Source organism: Microbacterium ginsengisoli (assembly GCF_000956535.1).
Lineage (GTDB): Bacteria > Actinomycetota > Actinomycetes > Actinomycetales > Microbacteriaceae > Microbacterium > Microbacterium ginsengisoli.
Genome location: NZ_JYIY01000079.1, coordinates 184,231 through 208,496, shown reverse-complemented (window position 1 = coordinate 208,496; position 24,266 = coordinate 184,231). Strand labels below are relative to the sequence as shown.

At 70.6% G+C, this 24,266-nt stretch carries 22 protein-coding genes, 1 tRNA gene and 1 other RNA gene; 13 read left to right on the top strand and 11 right to left on the bottom strand.

Features of this window, described 5'->3' with window-relative positions; genetic code table 11:
- The first annotated feature begins 79 nt into the window (after positions 1-79).
- The 4 genes from ssrA to RR49_RS13100 all read left to right on the top strand — a co-directional run bounded on the left by ssrA (position 80) and on the right by RR49_RS13100 (position 4,509).
- Positions 80-448, top strand: a transfer-messenger RNA (tmRNA) gene (ssrA, locus tag RR49_RS15510).
- Between the two features lie 123 nt (positions 449-571).
- Complete coding sequence (locus tag RR49_RS13110; RefSeq protein WP_245610989.1) at positions 572-1,225, top strand: response regulator transcription factor; 654 nt, start codon at positions 572-574, stop codon at positions 1,223-1,225.
- Entirely contained in the window at positions 1,222-2,910 is a 1,689-nt protein-coding gene (locus tag RR49_RS13105) for an ATP-binding protein (protein WP_045248520.1), read from the top strand. The genes RR49_RS13110 and RR49_RS13105 overlap by 4 nt, the downstream gene beginning before the upstream one ends.
- 66 nt (positions 2,911-2,976) lie before the next feature.
- Positions 2,977-4,509 (top strand): carboxylesterase/lipase family protein, encoded by a 1,533-nt coding sequence (locus RR49_RS13100; RefSeq protein ID WP_048808886.1) that lies wholly within the window; start codon positions 2,977-2,979, stop codon positions 4,507-4,509.
- Here RR49_RS13100 and RR49_RS13095 read toward each other — a convergent pair.
- The gene (locus RR49_RS13095; RefSeq protein ID WP_048808885.1) at positions 4,502-5,722 is read right to left on the bottom strand and encodes an MFS transporter; all 1,221 of its coding nucleotides are present in this window, start codon (positions 5,720-5,722) and stop codon (positions 4,502-4,504) included. The genes RR49_RS13100 and RR49_RS13095 overlap by 8 nt on opposite strands.
- Positions 5,723-5,972: 250 nt before the next feature.
- Here RR49_RS13095 and RR49_RS13090 point away from each other — a divergent pair, with 250 nt between their 5' ends.
- The 4 genes from RR49_RS13090 to RR49_RS13075 all read left to right on the top strand — a co-directional run bounded on the left by RR49_RS13090 (position 5,973) and on the right by RR49_RS13075 (position 9,818).
- A complete protein-coding gene (locus RR49_RS13090) occupies positions 5,973-6,755 on the top strand; it encodes an ABC transporter ATP-binding protein (protein ID WP_045248519.1) in 783 nt (260 codons plus the stop codon).
- Positions 6,755-7,675, top strand: coding sequence for an ABC transporter permease (locus RR49_RS13085; protein ID WP_045248518.1), 921 nt, complete (start codon positions 6,755-6,757; stop codon positions 7,673-7,675). The genes RR49_RS13090 and RR49_RS13085 overlap by 1 nt, the downstream gene beginning before the upstream one ends.
- A 61-nt stretch (positions 7,676-7,736) precedes the next feature.
- Positions 7,737-8,921: a nitrate ABC transporter substrate-binding protein gene (locus RR49_RS13080; RefSeq protein WP_045248517.1), complete on the top strand. Its 1,185-nt coding sequence runs from the start codon at positions 7,737-7,739 to the stop codon at positions 8,919-8,921.
- A gap of 99 nt (positions 8,922-9,020) precedes the next feature.
- Complete coding sequence (locus tag RR49_RS13075) at positions 9,021-9,818, top strand: creatininase family protein (protein ID WP_045248516.1); 798 nt, start codon at positions 9,021-9,023, stop codon at positions 9,816-9,818.
- Positions 9,819-9,846: 28 nt separating this feature from the next.
- On the opposite strand, the gene RR49_RS13070 is transcribed toward RR49_RS13075, so the two are convergent.
- The 6 genes from RR49_RS13070 to RR49_RS13045 are packed head-to-tail and all read right to left on the bottom strand — an operon-like array spanning position 9,847 to position 16,318.
- Positions 9,847-11,187, bottom strand: a complete 1,341-nt coding sequence (locus RR49_RS13070) for an amidohydrolase family protein (RefSeq protein WP_045248515.1) — start codon at positions 11,185-11,187, stop codon at positions 9,847-9,849.
- Positions 11,188-11,245: 58 nt separating this feature from the next.
- Entirely contained in the window at positions 11,246-11,980 is a 735-nt protein-coding gene (locus RR49_RS13065) for an SDR family NAD(P)-dependent oxidoreductase (protein WP_045248514.1), read from the bottom strand.
- Positions 11,980-13,056: a methylenetetrahydrofolate reductase C-terminal domain-containing protein gene (locus RR49_RS13060; RefSeq protein ID WP_045248513.1), complete on the bottom strand. Its 1,077-nt coding sequence runs from the start codon at positions 13,054-13,056 to the stop codon at positions 11,980-11,982. Before RR49_RS13060 ends, RR49_RS13065 begins: the two co-directional genes overlap by 1 nt.
- On the bottom strand, positions 13,053-13,658 hold the full coding sequence (locus RR49_RS13055) for a pyridoxamine 5'-phosphate oxidase family protein (RefSeq protein ID WP_048808884.1): 606 nt from the start codon (positions 13,656-13,658) through the stop codon (positions 13,053-13,055). The genes RR49_RS13060 and RR49_RS13055 overlap by 4 nt, the downstream gene beginning before the upstream one ends.
- Positions 13,655-15,046 carry an FAD-binding oxidoreductase gene (locus RR49_RS13050; protein ID WP_045248512.1) on the bottom strand — a complete coding sequence of 464 codons (1,392 nt, stop codon included), beginning with the start codon at positions 15,044-15,046 and terminating at the stop codon, positions 13,655-13,657. Before RR49_RS13050 ends, RR49_RS13055 begins: the two co-directional genes overlap by 4 nt.
- 21 nt (positions 15,047-15,067) lie before the next feature.
- Positions 15,068-16,318 (bottom strand): amidohydrolase family protein, encoded by a 1,251-nt coding sequence (locus tag RR49_RS13045; protein WP_048808883.1) that lies wholly within the window; start codon positions 16,316-16,318, stop codon positions 15,068-15,070.
- 202 nt (positions 16,319-16,520) lie between these two features.
- Between RR49_RS13045 and RR49_RS13040 the strand changes: the two genes are divergently transcribed.
- Entirely contained in the window at positions 16,521-17,120 is a 600-nt protein-coding gene (locus RR49_RS13040) for a helix-turn-helix domain-containing protein (protein WP_045248511.1), read from the top strand.
- On the top strand, positions 17,117-18,070 hold the full coding sequence (locus RR49_RS13035) for a PDR/VanB family oxidoreductase (protein ID WP_045248510.1): 954 nt from the start codon (positions 17,117-17,119) through the stop codon (positions 18,068-18,070). Before RR49_RS13040 ends, RR49_RS13035 begins: the two co-directional genes overlap by 4 nt.
- Positions 18,071-18,092: 22 nt before the next feature.
- Here the strand turns inward: RR49_RS13035 and RR49_RS13030 are convergent, their stop codons facing one another.
- The gene (locus tag RR49_RS13030; protein WP_052672053.1) at positions 18,093-18,659 is read right to left on the bottom strand and encodes a DUF3558 domain-containing protein; all 567 of its coding nucleotides are present in this window, start codon (positions 18,657-18,659) and stop codon (positions 18,093-18,095) included.
- The gene (locus RR49_RS13025; protein WP_048808882.1) at positions 18,656-19,507 is read right to left on the bottom strand and encodes an inositol monophosphatase family protein; all 852 of its coding nucleotides are present in this window, start codon (positions 19,505-19,507) and stop codon (positions 18,656-18,658) included. Before RR49_RS13025 ends, RR49_RS13030 begins: the two co-directional genes overlap by 4 nt.
- A 103-nt stretch (positions 19,508-19,610) precedes the next feature.
- On the opposite strand from RR49_RS13025, the gene RR49_RS13020 reads away from it, so the two are divergent.
- A tRNA-Lys gene (locus tag RR49_RS13020) sits at positions 19,611-19,683 on the top strand.
- A 137-nt stretch (positions 19,684-19,820) separates the two neighbouring features.
- Positions 19,821-21,233 (top strand): amidohydrolase family protein, encoded by a 1,413-nt coding sequence (locus tag RR49_RS13015; RefSeq protein ID WP_045248509.1) that lies wholly within the window; start codon positions 19,821-19,823, stop codon positions 21,231-21,233.
- 9 nt (positions 21,234-21,242) lie between these two features.
- On the opposite strand, the gene RR49_RS13010 is transcribed toward RR49_RS13015, so the two are convergent.
- Positions 21,243-22,472, bottom strand: a complete 1,230-nt coding sequence (locus tag RR49_RS13010; protein ID WP_045248508.1) for an MFS transporter — start codon at positions 22,470-22,472, stop codon at positions 21,243-21,245.
- Positions 22,469-22,903, bottom strand: a complete 435-nt coding sequence (locus RR49_RS13005; RefSeq protein WP_045248507.1) for a MarR family winged helix-turn-helix transcriptional regulator — start codon at positions 22,901-22,903, stop codon at positions 22,469-22,471. The genes RR49_RS13010 and RR49_RS13005 overlap by 4 nt, the downstream gene beginning before the upstream one ends.
- Before the next feature lie 158 nt (positions 22,904-23,061).
- On the opposite strand from RR49_RS13005, the gene RR49_RS13000 reads away from it, so the two are divergent.
- Entirely contained in the window at positions 23,062-24,264 is a 1,203-nt protein-coding gene (locus tag RR49_RS13000) for a substrate-binding domain-containing protein (RefSeq protein WP_045248506.1), read from the top strand.
- Positions 24,265-24,266: the final 2 nt, after the last annotated feature.

The following is a 24,266-nucleotide window of genomic DNA, read 5'->3' as shown; positions in this document are numbered from 1 at the left end:
CGGATGCCTCGCGCCTCCGATCGCCCGCAAGGGCATGGCAACTCCACAGTGCGACAGCGGCCCCTCACCGAGGGAACATGGGGATGATCGGTTTCGACATCGCCTGCGAATCTGCGAGAAGCGGGCCGAGGATGCAGGGTTATCTCGTGAACGCCCCCTGCGAACCAATAACTGCCAACAAGTCGCAGTCCGACTTCGCCCTCGCTGCCTGAGCAGCGAGCCCGAGTCCGTCAGTCCGTATGTGATTCCGATACGGGTCCTGGCGTCATCTAGGAATCTTGCTTCGTAACCTCGCCTGAGGGTTGCGAGGGACTCTTTCAGGATGAGTCCGTCGACGCAGGTGTCTGTGACAAGCGTCGGGACTGAGAACACGTCTGCACAGACTGCGCCCGGAGAAGGCGCAGAGACCCAGCGATGGACGGGGGTTCGATTCCCCCCATCTCCACCATCGCCGCTGTCGCACTGGGAGTGGCCGCCACTCAGAGGTCGAATGCCGCGAGCTTGCGTAACCCGACCTTCGGCGTCGCTGCGGGCTGTCATCGTGCCGATCGGCACCGTTTCCTCGACTAGCGTGGACACCGTGGGAGCGGGGTGGGTGCGTCGCGTGCTGGTCGTGGAGGACCAGGCGGCGCTGCGCACGCTCGCGTGCGAGCTGCTCACCCGCAACGGCTGGGATGCGACCGGCGCGGCATCCGCCGATGAGGCCATGCGACTGTTCGCCGAGGTCGATCCCGACGCCCTCGTGACCGACATCGACCTGGGCAGTCGTCCCAATGGCATCGACCTCGCCCAGACGCTCCACCGACTCGCTCCGCACCTCGGCATCGTCTTCCTCTCCAGCTACCCGCGCGCCGCCGCGGGCGCCGAGCCGCTCGGAGTGGCGGGTGCCGTGTTCGTCAGCAAAGACGCGCTCACCTCGCCCGCGGTGCTCTTCGAGGCGCTCGAGACGGCGCTGTCGACCCACCCGACACCGGCGCCGACCGTCGCAGCGCCCGTCGCCGACAAGCTCGGTACCCTCACGCGGCACCAGATCGACGTACTCGCGATGATCGCGCGCGGCTGGTCGAACGAGCAGATCGCCGAGGCATCCGGAGCAACGGTCCGCGCCGTCGAACGGTCGATCAGCCGCATCTTCGAGCGGATGCGCCTCACCGGCGATCCTGCTGTCACTCCCCGCGTCGCCGCGGCTGCCGCCTACATCTCCGCCTTCGGACCCGTGCGATGAGACGACTGGCGTCGGCCGTCGTCCACGTGGTCGGCGGCGGCGCCTACGTCTCGATCTGGACGCTCGCGGTCGCCGTCGCGCTCTCGCTCACCGTCGTGAGCCCCGCCGGCGACCTGCCGCCGGATGAGGCGTTCGACGGGTTCGTCGTGTCGCTCATCGGCGCGCTGGTCTTCGGCCTCCTCCTCGGGCTCGTCGCCGTCCTCGAACGGAACATCCCGACGCCACGGGGTCGTGCCACCGCCGTGCTCGCCGGCGTGGCCGTCGCTGCCGCCGCGCGACCGCTCGTGCAGGACGCGGCGCTGCGTGCCGCGGGATTCCCGGGCGACTCGGTCGAGGTTCTCGCGTTCCGCGTCGCCACGAACCTCATCGTGTGGCTCGTGACGCTGTCCGTCACGGCGCTCGTCGTCGACGCGATCCGTTCCCGCCGGCGCGTCAACGCGCTGCTTCGCTCGGTGCGGGCCGAGCTCGCCGCAGCGCAGCAGAGCACGGAGGCCTACGATCGTGCGGCCCGGGCGCTCGTCGTGCGCGTCGTCGACGACGCCCGCACCCGCCTCGCCCAATGGAACGACCCGCCCACTGTCGAGCAGGTGCGCGCCTTCGCAGCCGACGCAGCCCGCGCGGAAAGTCATGAACTGGCCGATCTCGCGGCGGCGGAGCCGCCCCGGATGCCCGGTGAGCTCGACGTGCGTCGCGCGCGACTGTTCGGCCTGCGCCTGCCGCCGGTCGGCCTCGTCGGCCTCGTCTACCTGGTCTTCATGCTTCCCTATGCGGTCCGGGCGGCGACCCCCGCGGTACTCGTGGTCGGCGCCGTGTTCCTCGTGATCGGATCGCTCGCCACCGACTACCTGCCCCGCCGCCTGTCGGTGCTCAGTGGCGGCAGAGCGCGCGCCGGAGTCTTCCTCGGAGTCTCCGTCCTCACCGGCTTCGCGCTGTCGCTCGCCTCGGTGCTCGGTGGACTGACCGGCATACGGGTGCTGATCCCCGCCCTCGCGTTCCCGTTGATCGCGTTCGCGTTCGCGATGCTCGCCGCCGTCGTGCACGCGCTGCAGGTCGAGCAGCGCCGCCTCTCCCACGCCGTGGCCTCCCAGCAGCGGGCGCTGCGCCGCGGCACCGCCCCCGCTCGGGCGGCGTTGACGGATGCCGCCCAGATCCTCCATCGCGACGTGCAGGCCCGCTGCGTGCTGCAGCTGCAGACGCCGAGCGCAGGCATCGCGGCCGACATCGACGAGCTGCTCGCGCAGGCCGCCGACGTGTTCGCGCGCCCGGCGCCGCCCGTCGGGGCGGAGGCCGTCGACCAGGTCATCGCCACCTGGGCGCACGTGATCGCCGTCGACGTGCGCATCGACGACGACGCCCGCGCCGCGCTCGACGGCGATGGCACGCTCGCGCGGGACGCCTACGACATCGTCGCCGAAGGGCTTCTCAACGCGGTCAAGCACGCCGACGCGCGTCGGGTGGGGGTGAGCGTCGACCTCACATCCACGGGTGCCGGGCGGATGCTGCGCCTCGCCGTGCGCTGCGAGGGCATCCTGCCGCGGGGGGCCGCGCTGCGCCCGGCGTCCCACGTGCGCTCCCTCGGCGCCGAGCTCGTACAGGTGGCAGACAGCGTGGTACTGCGGGCGCTTCTCGTGGTCGATCCGGGCGGATCGCGGCATCCTGTCGTGTCAGCCGTACATCCCGCCTGAGCGCCCGGAGAGGGCGGATAGCTTCGGGCTATCGCACCCCAGACCAACGCTCAAGGAGACCCCGTCATGTTGGACGCCACCACCATCACCGCCCCCGCCGGAACCTTCCGCGGCGCCACCGCCGCGAAGGTCACGTCGTGGCGGGGCATCCGCTACGCGGAGGCGCCGATCGGCCCGCTGCGCTGGCGCGACCCGGTGCCGGCCGCCCCGGTCGAGGGCGTCCTGGACGCGCTCGCCTACGGCCCGGTCTGCCCGCAGCCGGTGAACCCGTCGATCCCCCTCGGCACCGACATCGTGCAGAACGAGGACTGCCTCTCGCTCAACGTGTGGGCGCCCGCCGACGCCGCCGGCCCGCTGCCGGTGATGGTCTGGCTGCACGGCGGTGCGTACACGTTCGGTTCGTCGAGCCAGCCGCTGTTCGACGCGACGTCGATCGTGACGAGCGGCCAGGTCGTGATCGTGACGGTGAACTACCGCATCGGCGCGCTCGGCTTCCTCGACCTCAGCGAACTGCTGCCCGAGGGCGGCTTCGACCGCAATCTCGCCCTCAAGGACGTGCTGACGGCCCTCCGCTGGGTGCAGACGAACATCTCCGCCTTCGGCGGTGACGCGTCCCGCGTGACCGTGTTCGGCGAGTCCGCGGGGGGCGGCCTCGTCACCACGCTCCTTGCCGTGCCGTCCGCCGAGGGTCTCTTCCACCGCGCGATCGCCCAGTCGTCGCCGGCATCGAGCATGTACGGTCCGGGACGCGCCCGTGCCGTCGCGGAGCGCTTCGTCACCGAGGCGGGCCTCGACGGTGCCGCAGTGACGGCACTGCGCGAGCTGCCCGTCGAGGATGTCGTGCGGGTCGGCCAGGCCGTCTACGCCGCCGTCCCCTCGACCGACCCGGGCACACTCGCCTTCGCCCCGATCGTCGACGGCGACCTGCTGCCCGAGGCTCCCGTCGACGTGCTCAGCGAGGGCCGCGGCATCCCGGTTCCGCTCATCATCGGGACGAACAAGGACGAGGCGTCGCTGTTCAAGTTCATGAAGTCGCCGCTGATCCCGATCACGGACGACCGCATCCAGCAGATGTTCACGGACATGGCCGCCGACGACCCGTCCATCGACATGCCGCCGATCGAGCAGGTGCGCGGAGCCTACGAGCACGCCCGCCAGGGCGCGATCGGTCTCGGCATCGCCCGCGACATCGGCTTCCGCATGCCGACGCTGTGGGTGGCCGAAGGTCACAGCCGCGTGGCACCGACCTACCTCTACCGCTTCGACCACAGTGCGCCCTTCCTGCGCCTGATCGGTCTCGGCGCGACACACGCGACCGAGCTGCCCTACCTGTGGGGCAACCTCACGAGCGGCCCGAAGGACCCGACGTTCAAGCTCGGCGGCAAGCGCGCCGCGATCGAGATCTCCCAGCGCATGCAGGAGCGGTGGACCCGGTTCGCCTACGGCCAGGAGCCCACGGCCGACGGCGCGGTCGACTGGCCGCGCTACGACGCCGCCGCGCGCGACACCCTCGTGATCGAGCACACCGACTCGGTCGTTCCCGACCTCGACGCGGCCCTGCGCAGCGCCTGGGGCGACGAGGTGCTCTCGTTCAGCTGACCTGCGACACCACCGGCCGCCGCACCCGCGCGACCACCGCGACGACACCCTCGCCTGCGGCGGAGAGCACGAGTGCGGCGGCCGCGGCCGCGGTGACGATGAGGAATCCGGATGCCGCGCCCTGCGCGTCGATCCATGCCCCCGCGATCATCGACCCGAGCGGGATGCCGATGCCCGAGCCGATCGAGGGATAGGCGAGCAGCTCCGTGACCCGGTCGCGATCGACACGCGACTCCAGCAGGGCGAAGCCGGCGACCAGGAGCGGACCGACAAGCAGCCCGAACAGCAGCACGACCCCGATCAGCACGAGCCCCCGGGCGGCCAGCGGCAGCATGACGGCCGCGGCCGCCACCAGCGCGGTGAGCGCGAGCCACCGGGCCCGTGCCGACGGGCGCAGCGTCAACGCGCCGTAGACGATCGCACCGACGGTGTTGCCGAGGGCGAACGCCGCCATCAGTACGCCCGTGAGCCATGCGCCGCCGAGCTCGGCGGCCCATGCGACGGCAGTGATGTCGAACGCGCCGAACATCGCGCCGACGCCGATCCAGGCGACGACGAGCGGCAGGATGCCGAGGGGCGGCACGAGACGCGCGCGGCGCTCCCGGCCGCGCGGGATGGGCTGTGAGCGGGTGAGAACGCCGAGCCAGGCGAGTCCGACGGCACCGATGACGACGATCACCGCCAGGCCCGACGCGGGAGCCGCGGCGACCGCGATCACCGTCACGAGCGGCGGCGCGAGCACGTAGAGGATCTCGTCGACGATCGTCTCGATGGCGAATCCGCTCTGTCGATCGTCGCCGGCCAGGAGCGCGGTCCACCGCGCACGCACCGCGGGACCGACATCGAGGCAGCACACCCCGGCGATCGCCGCGAGCCCGAACCACGTCCACACCGGCCACCGCCACAGCACCGCGCCGGTGAGGAGGGCGGTGGACACGATCAGAGCCGCCGCGGACGCCAGCAGTGGCAGGCGCTGTCCCACGCGATCCATCGCGCGCGCCCACACGGGTCCCGCGAGCGACAGTCCCACGACGAACGTCGCGGCGATCGCACCGCCGAGCGCGTAGCTTCCGCTCGCGCCCGACTCGAGCAGGATCGCGCCGAGCGAGAGCGCTCCTCGGGGAAAGCGGGCGAGCAGCCCCGCGAGGGAGAACCACGGAGCGCCGGGGGCGATGAGCGCACGGCGATAGCGATCGAGGTCGATTGCGGTCATGACGACCCGGCCTGTTCTGGCCGGTCGAACTCGGGAGACTCCCTCGGGACAATCGCCGGCGTCGTCAGTCTAGGCACGCGCGCGAGGCCGTCGAGCGGGCGGGGAGGCGGCGGCATCCGGGTTTTCGATCAGGGTTACAGCGGCGACACATGAGCGAAACACCCGATCCCTAACTTGAGCGTTGTTGAGCGCATCAACATTCGCCCCGAAGACGCGGCGTCGCCACCCCTCGAGCGAAAGCGAGTCCGTCGTGACCACGGTCGCACCTCCCACCGGCTCCACCCCCCTCCCGCAGACCCGGGATCTCGTGTCGTTCACCGACGTCGAGATGAAGTTCCCCAACGGCACCGTCGCCCTCCACGGTGTCGACCTCTCCGTGCGCACCGGCGAGTTCCTCACCGTCGTCGGACCCTCCGGCTGCGGCAAATCGACGCTGCTGCGCATCGCCTCCGGACTCGAGACCGCCAGCCGCGGCACCGTCGACGTCAGCACCGACCGCATCGGCTACGTCTTCCAGGACGCCACCCTCCTCGCGTGGCGCAACGTGCAGCAGAACGTGGAGCTGCTCGCCGAGCTGAACAACCAGCCCATCCGCGTCCGCCGCCCCAAGGCTGATGCCGCGATCGACCTCGTCGGCCTCAAGGGGTTCGAGAAGCACCTGCCCAAGCAGCTCTCCGGCGGCATGCGGATGCGCGCTTCGCTCGCACGCTCGCTCACCCTCGACCCCGAGCTCTTCCTCTTCGACGAGCCGTTCGGTGCACTCGACGAGATCACCCGCGAGCGCCTGAACGACGAGCTCATCCAGCTGTTCATCGCCAAGGGCTTCGCGGGGATGTTCATCACCCACTCGGTGTCCGAGGCCGTGTACCTCTCCACGAAGGTGATCGTCATGTCGGGCCGGCCCGGCACCATCGTGAAGAGCTTCGATGTGCCGTTCGCCATGGCCGACCGCAACCCCGACATCCGATACACCCCCGACTTCGCCGAGCTCGTCGGCGAGGTGTCGCACGCGCTCCGAGAAGGGCACCGCTGATGTCCACGCCGTCCACCGAGACCTCCGCCGTGACCCCCGAGGCAGCAGTCGAGCCCACGGTCGCCGCCGCGCACCTCGATTCCGCCGTCGAACCCGCCACCGTCGGCCCCAGCCGCAAGGCGAAGCGCACGTTCGGTCAGAAGGTCAGGCGCACGATCCTGACCCTGCTCCCGCCGCTCGGCGTGTTCGTGCTCGTGATCGCCGGGTGGTACCTCCTCAACGCCATGCAGACGCCCCAGCGGCGATTCCTGCTGCCGACGCCGGGGGAGGTGTTCGTGATGGCCTTCGACCCGTCGGTGTCGGCGGACATCATCACCGGGCTCGCCCGCACCACCGGCGTGGCGATCGTGGGACTGCTCATCGCCTCGGCGCTCGGCATCGCATGGGCTACCTGCATGGCCCTGTGGAAGTGGGTCTACAACTCGACCTACCCCTACGCCGTGGTGCTGCAGACGATCCCGATCCTCGCGCTCGTCTCGCTGATCGGCATCTGGTTCGGCCAGGAGTTCGGCGCCCGTGTCGTGGTGTGCGTGATGATCGCGCTCTTCCCGATGGTGTCGAACACCCTCTTCGGTCTGCAGTCGCTCGACAAGTCCTACCACGAGCTGTTCAAGCTGCAGAAGGCCTCCAAGTGGACCGTGCTCTCCAAGCTCATGTTCCCCGGCGCGCTGCCGTCGATCTTCGTGGGCCTTCGCACCTCCGCCGGCCTGTCGGTCGTCGGCGCCATCGTCGGCGACATGTTCTTCCAGCGCGGCGAACCGGGCCTCGGCGCCCTCATGCAGCGTTACGTGCGCCTGCTGAACATGCCCCAGCTGTTCGACGCGCTGATCGTCTCCGCGCTCCTCGGCGTCGCCATGTTCATCATCTTCGGCGCCCTCTCCAAGCTCGTCGTCGGCCGTTGGTACGAGCCGACCACCTGAGCCCCCTCAACCTGCACCACTCCCGCATCGCACCATCCGTCTCACCCGAAAGAGAGATCACATGCACACACGCACCGTTGTTCGTGCGGGCGCGATCCTGAGCGCCGTGGCCATGGCCGCGGTTCTCGCGGCGTGTTCGTCGAGCACCACCACCGGTTCCAGCGCCGCGGCCTCTGCGGAGGCCGGCACGGTCGACCTCGCCGCGGCCGGCTGCCCGTCGACCATCGTCGTCCAGACCGACTGGTGGCCCGAGTCGGAGCACGGTCACCTGTACCAGATGCTCGGCGACGACGCGACCGTCGAGGCCGACAAGAAGGCCGTCGTCGGAACGCTCTACGCCGGCGGCAAGTCGACCGGTGTGAAGCTCGAGATCCGCGCCGGTGGCGCGGCGATCAACTTCAACAACGTCGCCACCCAGATGTACACCGACGACTCGATCACCTTCGGCTACGTCACCACCGACGACCAGATCGCCAACTCGGGCAAGGTGCCCACGAAGGCCTTCTTCGCGCCCCTCGACCAGAGCCCGATCATGGTCATGTGGGACCCGGCGACCTACCCGAACGTGACCGGTGTCAAGGACATCGGCGCGGCGCTCAAGTCGACCGGCGGCTCGTGGCTGTACTTCAGCGGATCGGCCTACATGGACTACCTGATCTCGCAGGGCTACGTCGACAAGGCCAACACCGACTCGAGCTACTCGGGTGCGCCCGACCAGTTCGTGGCCGCCGAGGGCAAGAGCGTCCAGCAGGGCTTCGCCTCCGCTGAGCCGTACATCTACCAGAACGAGGTCTCGGCCTGGGACAAGCCGGTCAAGTACTCGCTCATCTCGTCGACCGGTTGGGACCCCTACCAGTCGGAGATGGTCGCCAAGACCGGTGACTTCGACAAGCTGACCCCGTGCCTCAAGGCGTTCACGCCGGTGCTGCAGCAGGCCGAGGTCGACTACTTCGCCGACCCGTCGAAGGCCAACGCCCTCATCCAGAAGGCGATCGCCGGCTACAACGCGAGCTGGAGCTACAGCCCCGGTGTCGCGGACTACGCGGTCAAGACGATGCTCGCCGACAAGATCGTCTCCAACGGAGACAACTCCACCATCGGTGACTTCAACGACGCCCGCATGGCGGACTTCTTCACCAAGGCCTCCAAGATCTACACCGATCTGGGCACGAACATCGCGCCCGGCCTGAAGGCGACCGATCTGTACACCAACGAGTTCATCGACACCTCGATCGGACTCAAGTAACACCACCCGATGCCCCCGGCCCCGCGCCGGGGGCATCGGCGTGCCCCACCCGGTCCCCCCGCCGCCGACACGCGCGACCCGCACACAGAAGGATGCCCCGTGACCACGCGCTTCCATGAACTCACCGGCCCCCAGACGGCGACCGTGCTCACTCCGGCCTCGGTGCTGCTGGTGCCGATCGGCGCGATCGAGCACCACGGGCCCCACCTCCCACTGGTGACCGATGCGCTGATGGCGGAGGCCGCCGTCGAAGCCCTCGTGCCCCGCGCACGCGAGGCCGGCATCGATGCCTGGCAGCTGCCGACCCTGCAGATCGCGAAGTCCGACGAGCACTGCTGGGCGCCGGGCACGCTGTGGCTGAGCGGAGAGACACTCATGGACGTGCTCGTCGAGATCGGTCGCTCGATCACGACGACGCCCGCGCGCAAGGTCGTCTTCGTCAACGGCCACGGGGGCAACGTCGCCCTCCTGCAGGTGGCGAACCGCGAGCTGCGCCGACGGTTCGGCCTCCAGACGTTCTCGATGCCGGCCCTCGGCACCGCCGGTCGAACCTCCGACGATCCGACGCTCCCCGACGAGCACGGCCTCGGCATCCACGGCGGGTGGGCGGAGACATCCATCGTCATGCACCTGCGTCCCGACCTCGTGCACCCCGAGCTGTTCGCCCGTAACGTGCCGGAGTGGTTCGACGACTACGAGATGCTCGGGTTCAACGGCAAGCCGGTCTCCTTCGGCTGGCTCTCCGACGACTTCGGCCCGGCGGGCATCATCGGCGACCCCACAGCGGCGACGGCGGCGGCCGGAAAGGCGCTGTTCGACGAGGCGATCGAACGAGGTCTCGTCGCGCTCGGCGAGATCGACCGCTTCACGCTGCCCGAGCGCACGACCCTCATCTGAGTCGCCGTCGCCCGCCGCGCTGCTCCGCTCAGCGCGCGGCGCGCTCGGCGAGCAGGTGCGACATCCGTGCCGTGATGTCGTGCTCATCGGCGGTGACGAGCCGGTAGTCGCGGACGACGACGCGGCCCGCGACCACCACGTGGCGGGGGCGGCGTCCGGGCGAGGCCCAGAGCAGCCCGGCGATCGGGTCGGCGACGCCCGCGTCGGCGACGCCGCTGACGTCCCACACGCAGAAGTCGGCGGCGGCCCCGGGGGCGAGGTGTCCGAGCTCGGGTCGGCCCAGCCCGCGGGCCGACCCGCGCGTGGCCATGTCGATGACGGATGCCGCGGCGAGCGGCCTGCCCGTAAGGCCCGACACCTGCAGGGCCAGACGGGCGTCGGCGAGCAGGTGTCCGGCGTCGTTGGAGCCGCCGCCGCTCGTGCCGAGTCCCGTGGCGATGCCCGCGTCGAGGAGATCAGCGACCCGCGCGACTCCCCAGCCCATCGGCACGTCGCATCCGGGGGCGTGGGTCGCGGTGACACCGGCGGCCGCGATCCGGCGGCGCTCGTCGTCGGTGATGTCGACGAGGTGGGCGATCGTGACGTCGTCGGCGAGCCAGCCCCACTCCTCGAGCAGGTCGATCGGGCGGCGTCCGTAGCGATCGAGGGCGATCGCGACATCCACCTGCTCGTTCGCCTGCGTGCGGCGCCGCAGTCCCCACCGCGCGGCGACCGCGCCAAGGGCGGCGAAGGTCGCCTCGCCGTCGCTGTGCACGCCGGCAGGTCCGACCGCGTACTGCAGCATGCCATCGGCCGTCACGCCCCCGTCGTGACCGTCGGCGAGCAGTGAGGCCGCGATCGCCTCGGCGGAAGCGCCCGCCCAGTCGGCGTCGTCACGGGCCGACCCGCGCACATAGACGAGGCGTCCGCCGAGGCGGGCAGCGGACGTCGCGATCGCTCGCGCGATGTCGACGGTCTCCTCGATCGGCGCGCCGTGCGGCCAGTTCAGGTGATGGTCGGCGACGGTGGTGACGCCGCTCAGCAAGCCCTCCGCGACGGCCACCTCGGCGCAGACGCCGAAGAGCTCCGCATCCATGCCTGCGGCGGAATACGCCGCAGCCATCGCGGGCAGCCAGGCGGCCATCGGCACCCCGCGGGTGCCCGGCAGCGTGCGGAATCCGCTCTGCAGCAGGTGATGGTGGGCGTTGACGAGCCCGGCCGTGATGATCCCGCCATCGGCGTCGAGCGTGTCGACGGTGCGCAGATCGGATGCCTCCGCCACCCGCGCTCCCTGGATGACGAGGTCGCCGGTGCGCACCGTGTCTGCGTCGACGACGATGGCGCGTGCGCCGTGCACGCGCAGGGACGGAGCGGGCGGGAGGGTGGTCATCGGCGGACTCCGGAGGACGGGTGACGGGTGGGACGACGGTGCCCGTGGGGCATCCGACTCAGTGCATGATCATGCCGCCGGTGACGTTCACCGACTGGCCCGTCATGTAGCGCGAGGCGTCGCCCGCGAGGAACGCCGCGACGTCGGCGACGTCGTCGGGCGCGGCGCAGCGGCCGAGGGGCGAGCGCGACGACCACGCCGCCACCATCTCGGGGGTGCGGGTGTCGGCGCCCATCTCGGTGAGCACGTATCCGGGGCACAGGGCGTTCGCGGTGATGCCGTCGGAGCCGAACTCCTGGGCCGTCGCGCGGGTGAGCGCCACGACGGCGGCCTTGGAGGCGGCGTAGGCGCCCTCGAAGCCGCCGCCCGACTTCGCAGCCATGCTCGCAAGGTTGATGATGCGGCCGCCGCCTCCCGCGCGCATCGCGGGCACCGCCTCCTGCGTCGTGACGAGCATGGAGCGGGTGTTGATGACCTGGACGCGGTCCCAGTCGGCCGGGTCGGTCTCGAGCAGTCCGCCGCTGAGGAACACGCCCGCGTTGTTCACGAGCACGTCGAGACCGCCGAGCAGATCGATCGCCGCGCGCATCGTGGTGCGGGTGGAGGCGACATCCACGAGGTCGACGGCGAGAGAGGCGACCCCGAGATCTGCCGCGGTCTGGGCGATCGCGTCGGCGTCGCGGTCGAGCAGCACGACCTTCGCGCCCTCGGCCGCGATGCGCGCCGCGATCGCACGCCCGATGCCGCGGGCCGCGCCCGTCACGATCACACGCTTGCCGTCGAGGGTGCCCATCAGTTCGTCTCCGTTCCGCCGCCGAGCGCGCGGCCGATCGCGGCCACCGCCCGGGCGTACTCGATCTCGGTGCCGTCGTCGACGCCGCCCGAGAGGTCCACGCCGACGACGCCGTCGATCTCGAGGAACTCCCTCCCGAGCTCAATCGCCGCTGCCACGCCCTCGGCGACAGGATCCGGTGCGGCGAGGATGCGTTCGATGTAGCCCGGTGGCAGGGCGAGCTCGGTGAACGAGCGGATGAGGGCCGCGCTCGCGTGACTGAGGATGATGGGGAGGCACGGGATGAAGCCCGTCGTCACTCCCAGGTCGCGCGCGCGGCCGATGAAGGCCGCGACAAGCTCGGCGCCGCCCGAATGGTTGACGAAGCAGATCTCCGCGCCGGCGTGCTGCTTCTCGAGCAGACGTCCGGCGCGCTCGGCGATCGGCGGCGCCATCGGCGACTCGGCGACCGACACGAGGTGGCCCGCTCGATGCGCGAGCGAGGCGAGCTCGGTCGAGTCGAGGTCGAAGACGGGTCGAGCTTCCGGCCGGGAGCCGGTGAGGGTGTGGTCACCGGTCACGCAGTGCACACCGCCGACGCCCGCGTGGGCGAGGGCAGCGAGCTCGCCTTCGAGCGCCACCCGGTTGCGATCCCGGGTGTTCACGCCCGCCCACGAGACGAGGCCCGCCTCCTGCACGAGCCGGGCGCGGTAGGCCGGCGGGAACTGCACGCGCATCTGCCCGGCGTCACCGTGCAGCACCGCGTCGACTCCGCCGACGAGCTCGTGTGCACAGTCGACGATGGATGCCGCATCCACCGGCCGCGCCGGGAAGTCCGCCACGACGATCGGGCGTGTGGCGAGCAGTGCGCGCATGCGCGCCGCGCCCGCAGACGGCACCGGGTCCGGGAGGGGGGCTGCGGCGACCGTCGGCGGGGCCGCGGCATCCGGCCGCACCCCGGACCACGGGATCACGCCCGTGTGCAGGAACACGCAGGGATGCGGTGCGACCTCGCAGCGCCCGTCGAGACCCACTCCGCCGCACGGGCCGTAGGTCATCGACTTGGGGCAGTCGGCGACGGCCGCGGGGGCGTTCATCCGGCGCGCACCTCGACGGTCCAGGACTCGTCGGGCTGACGACGGTACTCGACGCGGCGAGACGCCGTGTCGTCGCGGCCGGCCCAGAACGTCAGGCGCGTGGGGCGCACGCGCTTGCCGGCCCACGACACGGGCGGCTCGAAGCCGTCGGCGTGCTCCTCCTGGAACGCCGCCCATGCGGCCACGCGCTCGGGAAGCGGTCGTCGCGCGAACTCGTGGGTGTTCTGCCACGCGAGCTGCTGCAGGTAGACGTTGCGGCGGCGGTAGGCGGCATCCTCTTCGCCCGGCGGCGGCGTCTCGGCGACGCCCTGCACCGTGATCTGATGCTTGTCGTCGAGCAGCGCGATGACGAGGGCGACCCGCGGATCGTTCTCCAGCTGGGCGAACTTGCGTGAGTTGGCGTCGGCGTGGAAGTACAGCCCGCCCGCATCGAACTCGGTGAGCAGCTGGGTGCGTCCGTCGGGGGCTCCGGTCTCGTCGACGGTGATCACCGTCATGATCGGACGCGCCGGGTCGTCGTTCGCCGGCAGCCAGGCTGTCAGCAGTTCGAACGGGTCGGTGGGCCAGTCGTCTCGCTCCGCGAGGTCGAACCAGCCGGTCACCAGGCGCCCGCCTCGTCGTCCGTGGTGTCGTCTGTGAGGGCGACGGAGGGCTTCGTGCCCGTGTCGACGTCGGGCTTGACGAGCTTTCCGGGGTTGAGGAGACCCTGCGGGTCTGTCGTCGCGGCCATCTCGCGGGCACGGTCGGGGAAGTAGTCCACGAACCACTGGTGGGGGTTGTGGTAGCCGACGCCGAGCGCGGCGAGCCGGTCGAAGCCGGCCAGCAGGTCCTCGGCCGTCGTGTACTTCGCGGCGAGCATGCCGATGGGCTTCGTCGCCTGCGCTTCGATGTGCAGCCAGCTCTCGCCGGGGTACACCTCATGCACCTCATCGATCCGGTCGACGAGCGCGTCACCGTTGACCTCGACGTGGAACCACGTGTTCGGGTAGCTCTTCTGCAGCCACTCGATCGCGTGGTTGTAGCTGGTCATCGACACCTTCATGGTGTGGTTGATGCCCTCTCGCACCGCTTCGACGGTGCCGCCGGCCGCCTCGACGAGACGGGTCGCCTCCTCGATCGAACGCACATCGAGGATGCCTCGCAGGCTCGCCTTCCCGGCGGGCAGCGCCTCGTCGGCCGGCAGCGCGTCGGCGAGCAGCGGCACGTCGCCGGAGACGAGTCGGGGAGTGGGCTCGAGGTCGCGGAACTCACGCACCAGCTGGAAGGCCGTGTGGTAGTCGTCGAAGCTCGCGTAGAACGCGCGCCACTCCTGCAGAGGCTCGAGCACCACTTCGGCGCGGGCGATGATCGCGACGACGCCGTAGTTGTGCAGGTACTTCTCGGCCTCGACGCCCTCGAAATGCACGAGCTCCGGCTCGGGGCTCGCGAACACGACGTCGATGGCGCGCACGAAGCCGTGCATGAGCACCCCGTGGGCGATCGAGCCGGTGCCGCCCGAGCCGCCCGAGAGGAAGCCGCCGAGGGTCGACTGCACCGTGGAGGGGTACATGAGCAGCTGCTGGCCGGCGCGGTTGGCGGCCTGCTCGATCTGGATCATCGGCGCGCCCGCTTCGGCGACGATGAAGCCATCGCCGACCTCGACGACCGCGCGGGCCTTGGTGGTGTCGAGCACGAGACCGCCGGCCATCGGGATGCCCTGGCCGTAGTTGCCGGTGCCCTTGCCGCGAGGCGTGATCGGCACCCTGTGGCGCACGGCGGCGGCGACGGTCTCGGCGATCTGCTGGGCCGATGCCGGGAACGCCACGAGCTGCGCGCGGCCGAGGGGGAGCTGCTCGCTGATCAGCGGCGAGAGATACGAGCCGTCGAGCGACGAGCGCTCGAGCACCTGCTCCTCGCGGGTGACGCCGGCGGCGCCGAGGATCTCGGCGAGCTCGGCCGCGAGGGCGTCGATGCGGGCCGCGTCGACAGCGGCGAGGGTGGTGGCAGACATGCGGTCAGCTTTCTCTTCTGATCAGCGGGTGAGAGAGGGGGATGCCGCGGCGACGCCTGCCGGCGCGATGTCGCGGTGGATCGTGGTGCGAGCGACGAGTCGCCCGGCGTGGATGACGAGACGGTCGGGGGAGCCCGAGGCGATCGCCTCGCCGAGGCTGTCGGCGCGCACGGCGAGCAGTTCGGCGCGTGCGCCGACGACGGGGCCCGCCTCGGGAAGCCACATCGCAGCGCGTGCCCCGGAGGTGATGGCGGTGAGGGCTTCGTCGAGGCTCAGGTGCCCGGCGGTGACGAGCAACGAGGCGGTCTCGAGCGCGTCGCCGCGGCCGACCGGGTTGAAGGGATCCCGCACGTTGTCGGCACCCGCTCCGAGCACGACTCCGGCGTCGAGGAGGGCCCGTGCGGCGGTGAGCCCGCGCGGGGTCGATACCGGGTGCTCCCAGCCCTGCAGGTAGAGGTTCGTGATCGGCAGCGTGATGATGCGCAGGTCCGCGGCGGCGACCGCGGCGACCACCTCGGCGAGCTCGTCGGCGGGGAGCGTGCCCAGTCGCACGCAGTGCCCGGCAGAACGCGGCTGCGACCATGCGGCCACCCGGTTGGCGTACGACACGATCGTGAGCGGGCCGTCGAGGGACTCGTCGGTGTGCAGATCGACCGGGGCGCCGCGCCGCTCGGCGATGTCGAGCGCGCGATGCAGCTCCGCATGCGGGTCGGTGGCGAGGTGGGGGGCTCCGCCGACGATGTCGACGCCGAGGTCGAGGGCGCCTTCGTACACGTCGTCGGGCACCCACTCGCCGCCGAGGGCGACGAGCTGGATGTCGATGAGTGCGGCGAGCTCGTCGCGCACCCGCACGAGTGCACGCACGCCCCGCAGCGGATCGTGGTCGGCGAACAGATCGACGTGAGTGCGGATGGCCGTCGTCCCCGCGGCGAGGTTCTCGAGCGCCTGGGCGCGGGCGCGGGCGGCGATGTCGTCCTCGGTCTGGCCGGCGGCGAACGCGCGCCATGACTCGATCGCGCGGACGAGATCGCCGGCGGGTGGCCGCGCGGCATCCCAGCTGCGGGCCTTGTCGAGGTGCGCGTGCGGTTCGGCGGGCGCCGTGACGACGAGATACCCCCGCAGGTCGAGGTCGGATGCCTCGTCGATCTCCGCGGCCGGATCGGCGGGGGTGACGGCGGCGACGAGCTCGCCGTCGAGGGTGATGTCGACGAGCGATCCGTCGGCGAGACGGGCCGAGCGCAGCACGCGCAGCGGACGCGGGAGTGACGACATGATTCCCCTCGGGAGAGGCCGATCGGGCAGGGCGGGATGTTGGTCCCACTTACAATCGGCACTGTAGGGAGGGCGCGTTTCGCGCATGTGACGCGTCCGTTTCTGCTCGCGAAACCGGCGCGGGCCCGCTCGCCGGGTGTGGTGTACTTTCTGGCGGAGCGGCACCCGCGCGGGTGCCGCTTGCTGTTCGGAGGTGTCAGTCATGGCGAAGAATGTCGCGGCCCCCACCTCGTCGCCGGTCGACGAGGTGACCGTGGCCTTGGGGGAGCGGATCCGCGCGATGCGGCATGCCCGGAGGCTCACTCTCGTCGAGCTCGCCTCGGCGTCGGAGCTCTCCCACCCGTTCCTCTCGCAGCTCGAGCGCGGACTCACCAGGCCCAGCATGGGCTCGCTCGAGCGCATCGCGCGGGCGCTCGGCACCAGCCAGGTCGAGCTGCTGTCGGTCGACCGGCCGGCGACGACGGGCGACGAGGTCGATGTCGTGCGGGCCGATGAGGGGTCGTCGGGCGCGTACGCCGAGGGCATCGCGCGCATGCTCGTCTCGGACCCTCGATCGTTCCACCCGATGGAGTTCCGTGCCGAGAACGTCGAGTTCGGCGACTTCTTCGACCACGACGAGGACGAATGGATGTTCGTTCTCGACGGCACGGTCGAGATCGACCTCGACCGGGAGGGGCGGCCCGATGTGCTCGCCCCGGGGGATTCGGTCTTCTACGCCGGCGGAACCCGGCACCGGTGGCGGTCGGCCGACGGCCGTGCCTACCGGCTCATCATCGTCAAGGAGCATCCCGCACGCCTATGAACCCGATCGCTTCCGATGTGGATGTCCGTGTCGTCTCCCGCACCGCGGTGAGCGACGATCTCGTCGTGCTCGAACTCGCCCCCCAGGGTGACGAGCCGCTTCCCGCCTGGGAGCCGGGAGCGCACGTCGACGTGCTGCAGCCGGGCGGCCTGGTGCGGCAGTACTCCCTCGTGGGTCCGGCCGGTGCGCAGCGGTGGCGGCTGGGAGTGCTGCGTGAGCCCGACAGTCGGGGCGGGTCGACCTGGATGCTCGACCAGGTCGCCGAGGGAACGGTTCTGCGCCTCGCCGGGCCTCGCAACCACTTCCGCTTCGATGCCGCCGCTCATCCGCGTGCGGTGTTCCTGGCGGGCGGCATCGGCATCACGCCGATCGCGGCGATGGCGGATGCCGCGGCATCCGCCGGCATCGACTACGAACTGCACTACGCGGGTCACGAGGGCCGCATGATCCTCGTCGACGAGCTGCGGGAACGGCACGGCGACCGGCTCGTGCTGCACGTGTCGGAGCGGGGCGGACGTCTGGATCTCGAGGTGCTCTTCGGAGCTCTCCGGGCAGACACCGGGGTGTGGTGCTGCGGACCGCTGCGCCTCGTGGATGCGGCAGAGCAGATCGCGGGCGCCCACGGGGTGGCGTTCGCAGCCGAGCGCTTCGAACCCGAGCCCTTGACGGCGCCGGTCTGGGACGGGCCGTTCGAGGTGGAGCTGGAGTACAGCGGGATGACCGTCGAGGTCGCGCCCGATCGGAGCGTCCTCGACGTTCTCGAGGAGTCGGGCGTGTTCGTGCTCTCGAGCTGCCGCGAGGGCACGTGCGGCACCTGCGAGACGCCGGTGATCTCCGGCGAGATCGATCATCGCGACTCGATCCTGTCGCCGTCCGAGCGCGAGCGAAGCGACGTCATGTACGTGTGCGTGTCGCGGGCCGCGTGCCCGCGCATCGTGCTCGGCCTCTGAGGGCGCCGGTGCGGGCCCGTGGTCAGGCGGTGGGGCGCTCGATGAGGAGCAGTCCCTGTTTGGTGTCCGAGAGGGTGATCCAGCCGTCGCCGAACTGGTAGGTGGTGCCGTACCCGTCCGCATCCGTCGCGATGGCGGTGTTCGCGTTCTCGGTGAGGTACGAGCCGCGGCTGTCCTCGACGGCGCGGAAGCCCTGGGCGAGCAGGTCGGTGCGCACGCTCGCCGCTTGCTCGGCGGAGATCGGCGCCCAACCGTAGATCTGCACGTGATCGCTGGCGATCGAGTAGTCGCCCCAGACGCACTGCAGGCCACCGGTGAGCACTGTGGACCCTGCGCGGAACGACTCCTGGCGGAAGGTCCAGCCCTGATCGGACAGGCTCTTCACGACGCTCGGGTCGAGGATGCCGTCACATGTTGCCGCGGCGGCGGTGGCGGTACCCGTCGGCACGGGGGTTGCGCTGGCCGTGCCGGTCGCGGCAGGGGTCGAGGCGACAGGATTCGACGGCGCGGGGCTCGCGGTCGCGGTGCATCCCGTGAGGGCGACGAGCGCGAGCGTCGTCGCGGTCAGCATCGTGGCACGTCGGGTCACGGAGCGGTCCCTTCGGCTCGGGCGACGGCGCCGAGGAACGCGTCGTGCAGTGCACCGTTGGTGGCCAGCACCGATCGGTCCGCGAGCGACGCGCTGCCGTCGATCGCGGTGACGCGTCCGCCGGCCTCGGCGATGATCGGGAACATCGGGGCGATGTCGTACTCCTTCACTCCGAACTCGGCGACGAACTCGAGCCGGCCCTCGGCGAGCAGCATGTACGGCCACGCGTCGCCGTAGCCTCGGTCACGCCACACGGTGCGGGTGAGGGCGACGAGCTGGTCGAGGCGCCCGACCTCGTCCCACTGCTGAATGCTCTGGAAGCTGATGCTCGCCTCGGCGAGCGTGTCGACCGACGAGACGCCGAGGCGACGCGGTCCGGCGTCGGTCGCCGTCCACGCGCCCGATCCGGTCGCGCCCCACCAGCGGCGCCCGAGGGCGGGCTGGCTGACGACGCCGACCTGCGGCACGCCGTCGACGGCCAGGGCGATGAGCGTCGCCCACATCGGGATTCCCTTGAGGTAGTTCGCGGTGCCGTCGATGGGGTCGATGATCCATTGGCGGTGGGTCGATCCTTCGGCGCCGTACTCCTCGCCGAAGATGCCGTCGTCGGGACGCTCACTGCCGAGGATCGCCCGGATCGCCCGCTCGGTCGCGAGGTCGGCCTCCGTCACGTGCGTCGCATCGGGCTTCACGTCGATCTCGAGGTCGGCGGCGTCGAAGCGCGCCATCGTGACGGCGTCGGCCGCGTCCGCGAGGCGCAGCGCGAGCGCCAGATCGGCGGCGAAGAGACCGGATGCCGCGGCATCCCGGGCGTCGGCGGCGTCGGGAGTCACGGGCGCGGCGGTCATGGCTCCAGCCTATCCGGCGGTTCTCGGCCCGATTCGCGGCGCGGGACGCGGGATGATAACGTTGACCCTCGGTTCGACCGCGAGCTTTCGCAGCGCGAACCATGCACCTCTAGCTCAATCGGCAGAGCAACTGACTCTTAATCAGTGGGTTCTGGGTTCGAGTCCCAGGGGGTGCACCGCAGAAGGGCCTCGGCACGCGACAGCGTCGCCGAGGCCCTTCGTCATTGCCCCTGTGGAGTGAGTCGGCACTGCGCACATCTGTCGGAAACACGAGGGAAACGGCCGTGTCTCCCGGGCGCGGAATGCTGGCGGCATGCCCGACTCTGCTGCATCCGCTCCCCGCCCGCTGCTCACGATCACCGATGCCGTCATCCTCTCGATGGTCGACGGCGAGGACTGGTTCCGCGGCTGGATCTCGGTGGGTGCCGACGGGCGCATCTCCGGCCTCGGGGTGGGTGACGCCCCGGCAGACGCCCTCACCGCCGCCGAGGTGGTGGATGCCGCCGGCGCCTTCGTCGCTCCCGGTTTCGTGTCGGCACACAGCCACATCTTCACGTCCGGCATGCGGGGAATGACCCCCGGTGATCCGCTCTACGGCTGGGTCGGCGTGCAGGCGCAGTTCATGTCGGGAACCGACGCCGACGACGTGTACTGGATGACGCTCCACGGTAGCCTCGACTTCCTCGTCAACGGCGTCACCTCGGCCTACAACTTCCTCTCGTCGCGGTTCCACAGCCGCTACGACGCGGCGAGCGACAGCCGCGTCATCCTCGCCGAGCTCGGCCCCGAGTACGTCTACCGGCAGGTGGATGCCGGCGCCGACGCGAACCTGCGCCTGGTCAACGCGGTGCGCATCGACTCCGAGCTGCAGAGCGCCGATCGTGCGCACGGGGTGTTCGCCGATGCGATGGACTACGTGCGCACCGCCATCCCGCGCGAGCTCGACCTCGGCGGCTCGGTGTTCGGCGCGCAGCAATGGAGTGACAGTCCCGAGACGGCCGCGCACGAGGCGGCGATGATGGACGCCCACGGGGTGAGCAACCAGGCGCACTTCCTCGAGACGAGCGAGGCGCTCGACCAGCAGCGCGAGAAGTTCGACTGGTACGAGCGCTCGGGAGCGCTGCGTCCCGGCTTCCTGTTCGGCCACTTCGTGCACCCCGACGAGCACATGTCCCGCACCGCCGCGGAGCGCGGCGCCGGCATGGTGTGGCAGCCCGCCTCCAACGGCCGGCTCGCCTCGGGCTTCGCCGACATCCCGCGCTACCGCGAACTGGGCATGCCGATCGGAGTGGGCCTCGACGACCAGTCGTGCACCGACATCTCCGACCCCTTCCAGAACATGCGCATCGGCATGTACGCGCAGCGTGCCCTGCACCGGGATGCCGCGATCATCATGCCGCGCGAGATGATCCGCATGCACACGCTCGGCGGTGCCGAGGCGCTGGGTGTGGGGGACCGCATCGGATCTCTCGCGGTGGGGAAGTTCGCCGACCTCGTGATCGTCGACCCGCGGCATCCCGACACCGGACCCGTCTGGGACCCGTTCGCCCACTACGCGTTCGCGTGCGGACTGCGAAACCTCACCCACGTGTACGTCGGTGGGCGGCTCGTCGCCCGTGACGGGGTGAGCACCCACCCGCTCGCGGCGACCGCGTCGCTCGAACTGCACGACCGCGTGCGGTCGGCCGCCGCCCGTGCGGGGCTGGCGGCCGACCTGGCGTGGTGATCGGGGGGATCAGGCGGCGTCGCCGATGAGCACCGCGGCGCCCTCTTCGGCCTCGTCCGCCTCGCGCACGTCGATGCGTGCGAGCTTCGGGCGTCCGACGAGGATCGCCCCGGCGGAGATCAGCACCGCGAGCGCGGCGACCCAGTAGGGCACCGACGCGTTCGCCGCGTGCCACAGGAACGCGGCGAGCGGCGGAGCGGCCGCGCCACCCAGGAACCGCACCGCGGAGTACGCCGACGACGCCACCGCGCGCGGCAGGTCGGTCGCCTCCATCACCGACTCGGTGAGCACGGTGTTCATGATGCCGAGCATCAGACCGCCCACGATGATGCACACGACCAGAGCGGTGGGGGAGGTCACGAGCACACCCGCGACGACCAGGTCGATCGCCAGGAGCGGCAGTGTGATGAGCATGGCGGTGCTGCGGGTCATCCGCTTGAGCATCAGGGGTGCGACCCAGACGCTCGTGATCGCGACGGCGATGCCCCACCCGAAGAAGGTGAACCCGATGCCCATCGCGCCGAACCCCAAGGGGAAGGGCGAGAAGGCGAGCAGCGTGAAGAACCCGATGTTGTAGAAGAGCGCCGCGACCGCGAGGATCGCCAGCGACGGGTTGCCGAGCGCCCGGAACGGCGCCGAGAACGCCACCGGCGTGCGCTTCTCACCCTTGGTGCGCAGCAGGATCGCGATCGCGACGAACGCCACCGCCATCAGCACCGAGACGCCGAAGAAGGGCCACTTCCAGCTCACCTCGCCGAGCAGGCCGCCGAGCAGCGGGCCGACAGCGATGCCGATGCCGAGCGCCGCCTCGTAGAGCATGATGGCCGCCCCCGAGCCGCCGGCCGCAGCGCCCACGATCGTGGCGAGGGCGGTCGAGATGAAGAGCGCGTTGCCGAGGCCCCAGCCCGCCCGGAAGCCGATGACCGCCTCGACCGACCCGCTGAGACCGGCGAAAAGGGCGAACACCACGATGAGCGCGAGACCGATCAGCAGGGTCGCCTTCGCTCCGATGCGGCTCGAGATCCAGCTCGTGACGAGCATCGCGAGAGCGGTCACGAGCAGATAGCTCGTGAACAGCAGCTCGGTCTGCACCGGTGTCGCCTGCAGCGACTCGGCGATCGCCGGGAGGATGGGGTCGACCAGGCCGATACCCATGAACGCGACCACGCAGGCGAAGGCGACCGCCCACACCTGCAGCGGCTGACGCAGAACGGATGCCCCGGTGCGCCCGCCGCTCATCGGGCCACCGCCAGCGAGACGGCCGTGCGATCGGCGAGGATCTGCGAGGCGCGACGGAGGGTCTCCCACTCGTCGTCGGCGAGGTCGGTGAACAGCGGTTCGATCGCCGCGACGAGGTCGGTACGCCAGCGATCGAGCGCCTCACGGCCGTCGGCGGTGAGGTCGACGACGGTCGCGCGCGAGTCCTCCGGGTCGCCGGCGCGGGTCACGAGGCCCTCGTCGACCAGCTGGCCGACGAGGCGGGTGACGACGGGCTGCGGCGTGCGCGCGAACTGCGCGAGCGCGCCGACGCGGAGCGCGCCCTCGCCGTTCAGCGCACTGAGCATGCGCCACTGCGCGGCCGGCACCTCGCTGCCGGTGCGGACGGCGGCGATGCGCGTGAGCGCGTGGGCGGCCGTCACGATCCTCTCGATATCCTTCGTGCGAGTCATACCGGAAGTATATACCCCGAGTATGTAATGCGGTTGACCCCCGAGGGGATCGGCGGAGCTTCACGCGCACCGCCTTGACATCGCGGCATCCGACTTCTTAGTCTCGCAATACCTGAATCAGCTTTCAGGAAGTCCTTCCAAGGGTGAAAGGCAATCACATGCGAGTTACGAAGAAGTTGCTCCTCGGGGCGGTGATCGCGAGCGCCGCCATCGGCCTCAGCGCATGCGCCCCCGGAACCGGCGCCGGGGCAGGCAGCACCGCCTCGGGTCCGTCGGAGGTCACCGTCGGCGTGATCACGAGCGAGACCGGAGCCCTCGCGGGCTACGGCAAGCAGTACCTGGACGGCTTCAAGGCCGGCCTGAACTACGCGACCGGCGGCACGAACACGATCGACGGCACCAAGATCACCGTCGACTACCGGGATGACGCGGGCAACCCCGACACCGCCGTCACCGCGGCGAAGGATCTGATCGGTCAAGGCGTCAACATCCTCGCGGGCTCGGCCTCGTCGGGCGTGGCGCTCAAGCTCGCCGACCAAGCCGCACAGAACAAGGTGCTGTTCATCTCGGGTCCCGCGGCCACCGATGCCATCACCGGCGCCAACAAGTACACGTTCCGCTCCGGCCGTGAGAGCGCGCAGGACGTCGCCACCGCCGGCACGTTCCTGCCCGACATCAGCGGCAAGAACGTCGTCGTCTTCGCTCAGAACAACGCGTTCGGGCAGGGCAACGTCGCCGCCGTCAAGGCGATCCTCGGGGCCAAGGGCGCGACCGTGACGCCCGTGCTCGTCGCCGAGGACGTGACCGAGTTCACCCCGTTCGCCCAACAGGTGCTCAGTGCCAAGCCCGACCTCGTCTTCGTCGCGTGGGCCGGCGCCACCACCGGCGCGATGTGGCAGTCGCTCAGCCAGCAGGGCGTGCTCGACCAGATCCCGGTCGTCACCGGGCTCGGCGATTCGTCCACGTTCAACGCCTACGGCGATGCGTCCACGAAGATCAAGTTCCTGAACCACTACTTCCCGGGCGCCCCGTCGAACGACGTGAACACCAAGATGATCGACCTCATCACGCAGGCCGGCGGCACGCCCGATCTGTTCAGCCCCGACGGCTTCAACGCGGCGCTGATGATCGTGCACGCCATCCAGCAGGGCAAGGGGGACGTCGATCAGATGATCTCGTCGCTCGAGGGCTACACCTTCGACGGTCCGAAGGGGAGCAACACCGTGCGCGCCGCCGACCACGCCCTGATCCAGGACATGTACCAGGTGAAGCTCGTCGCGAACGGCTCGTCGTTCACGCCCCAGCTGGTCGACACGGTCAAGGGCGCGGATGTCGCCCCCGCACCCGTGACGATGAAGTAGCC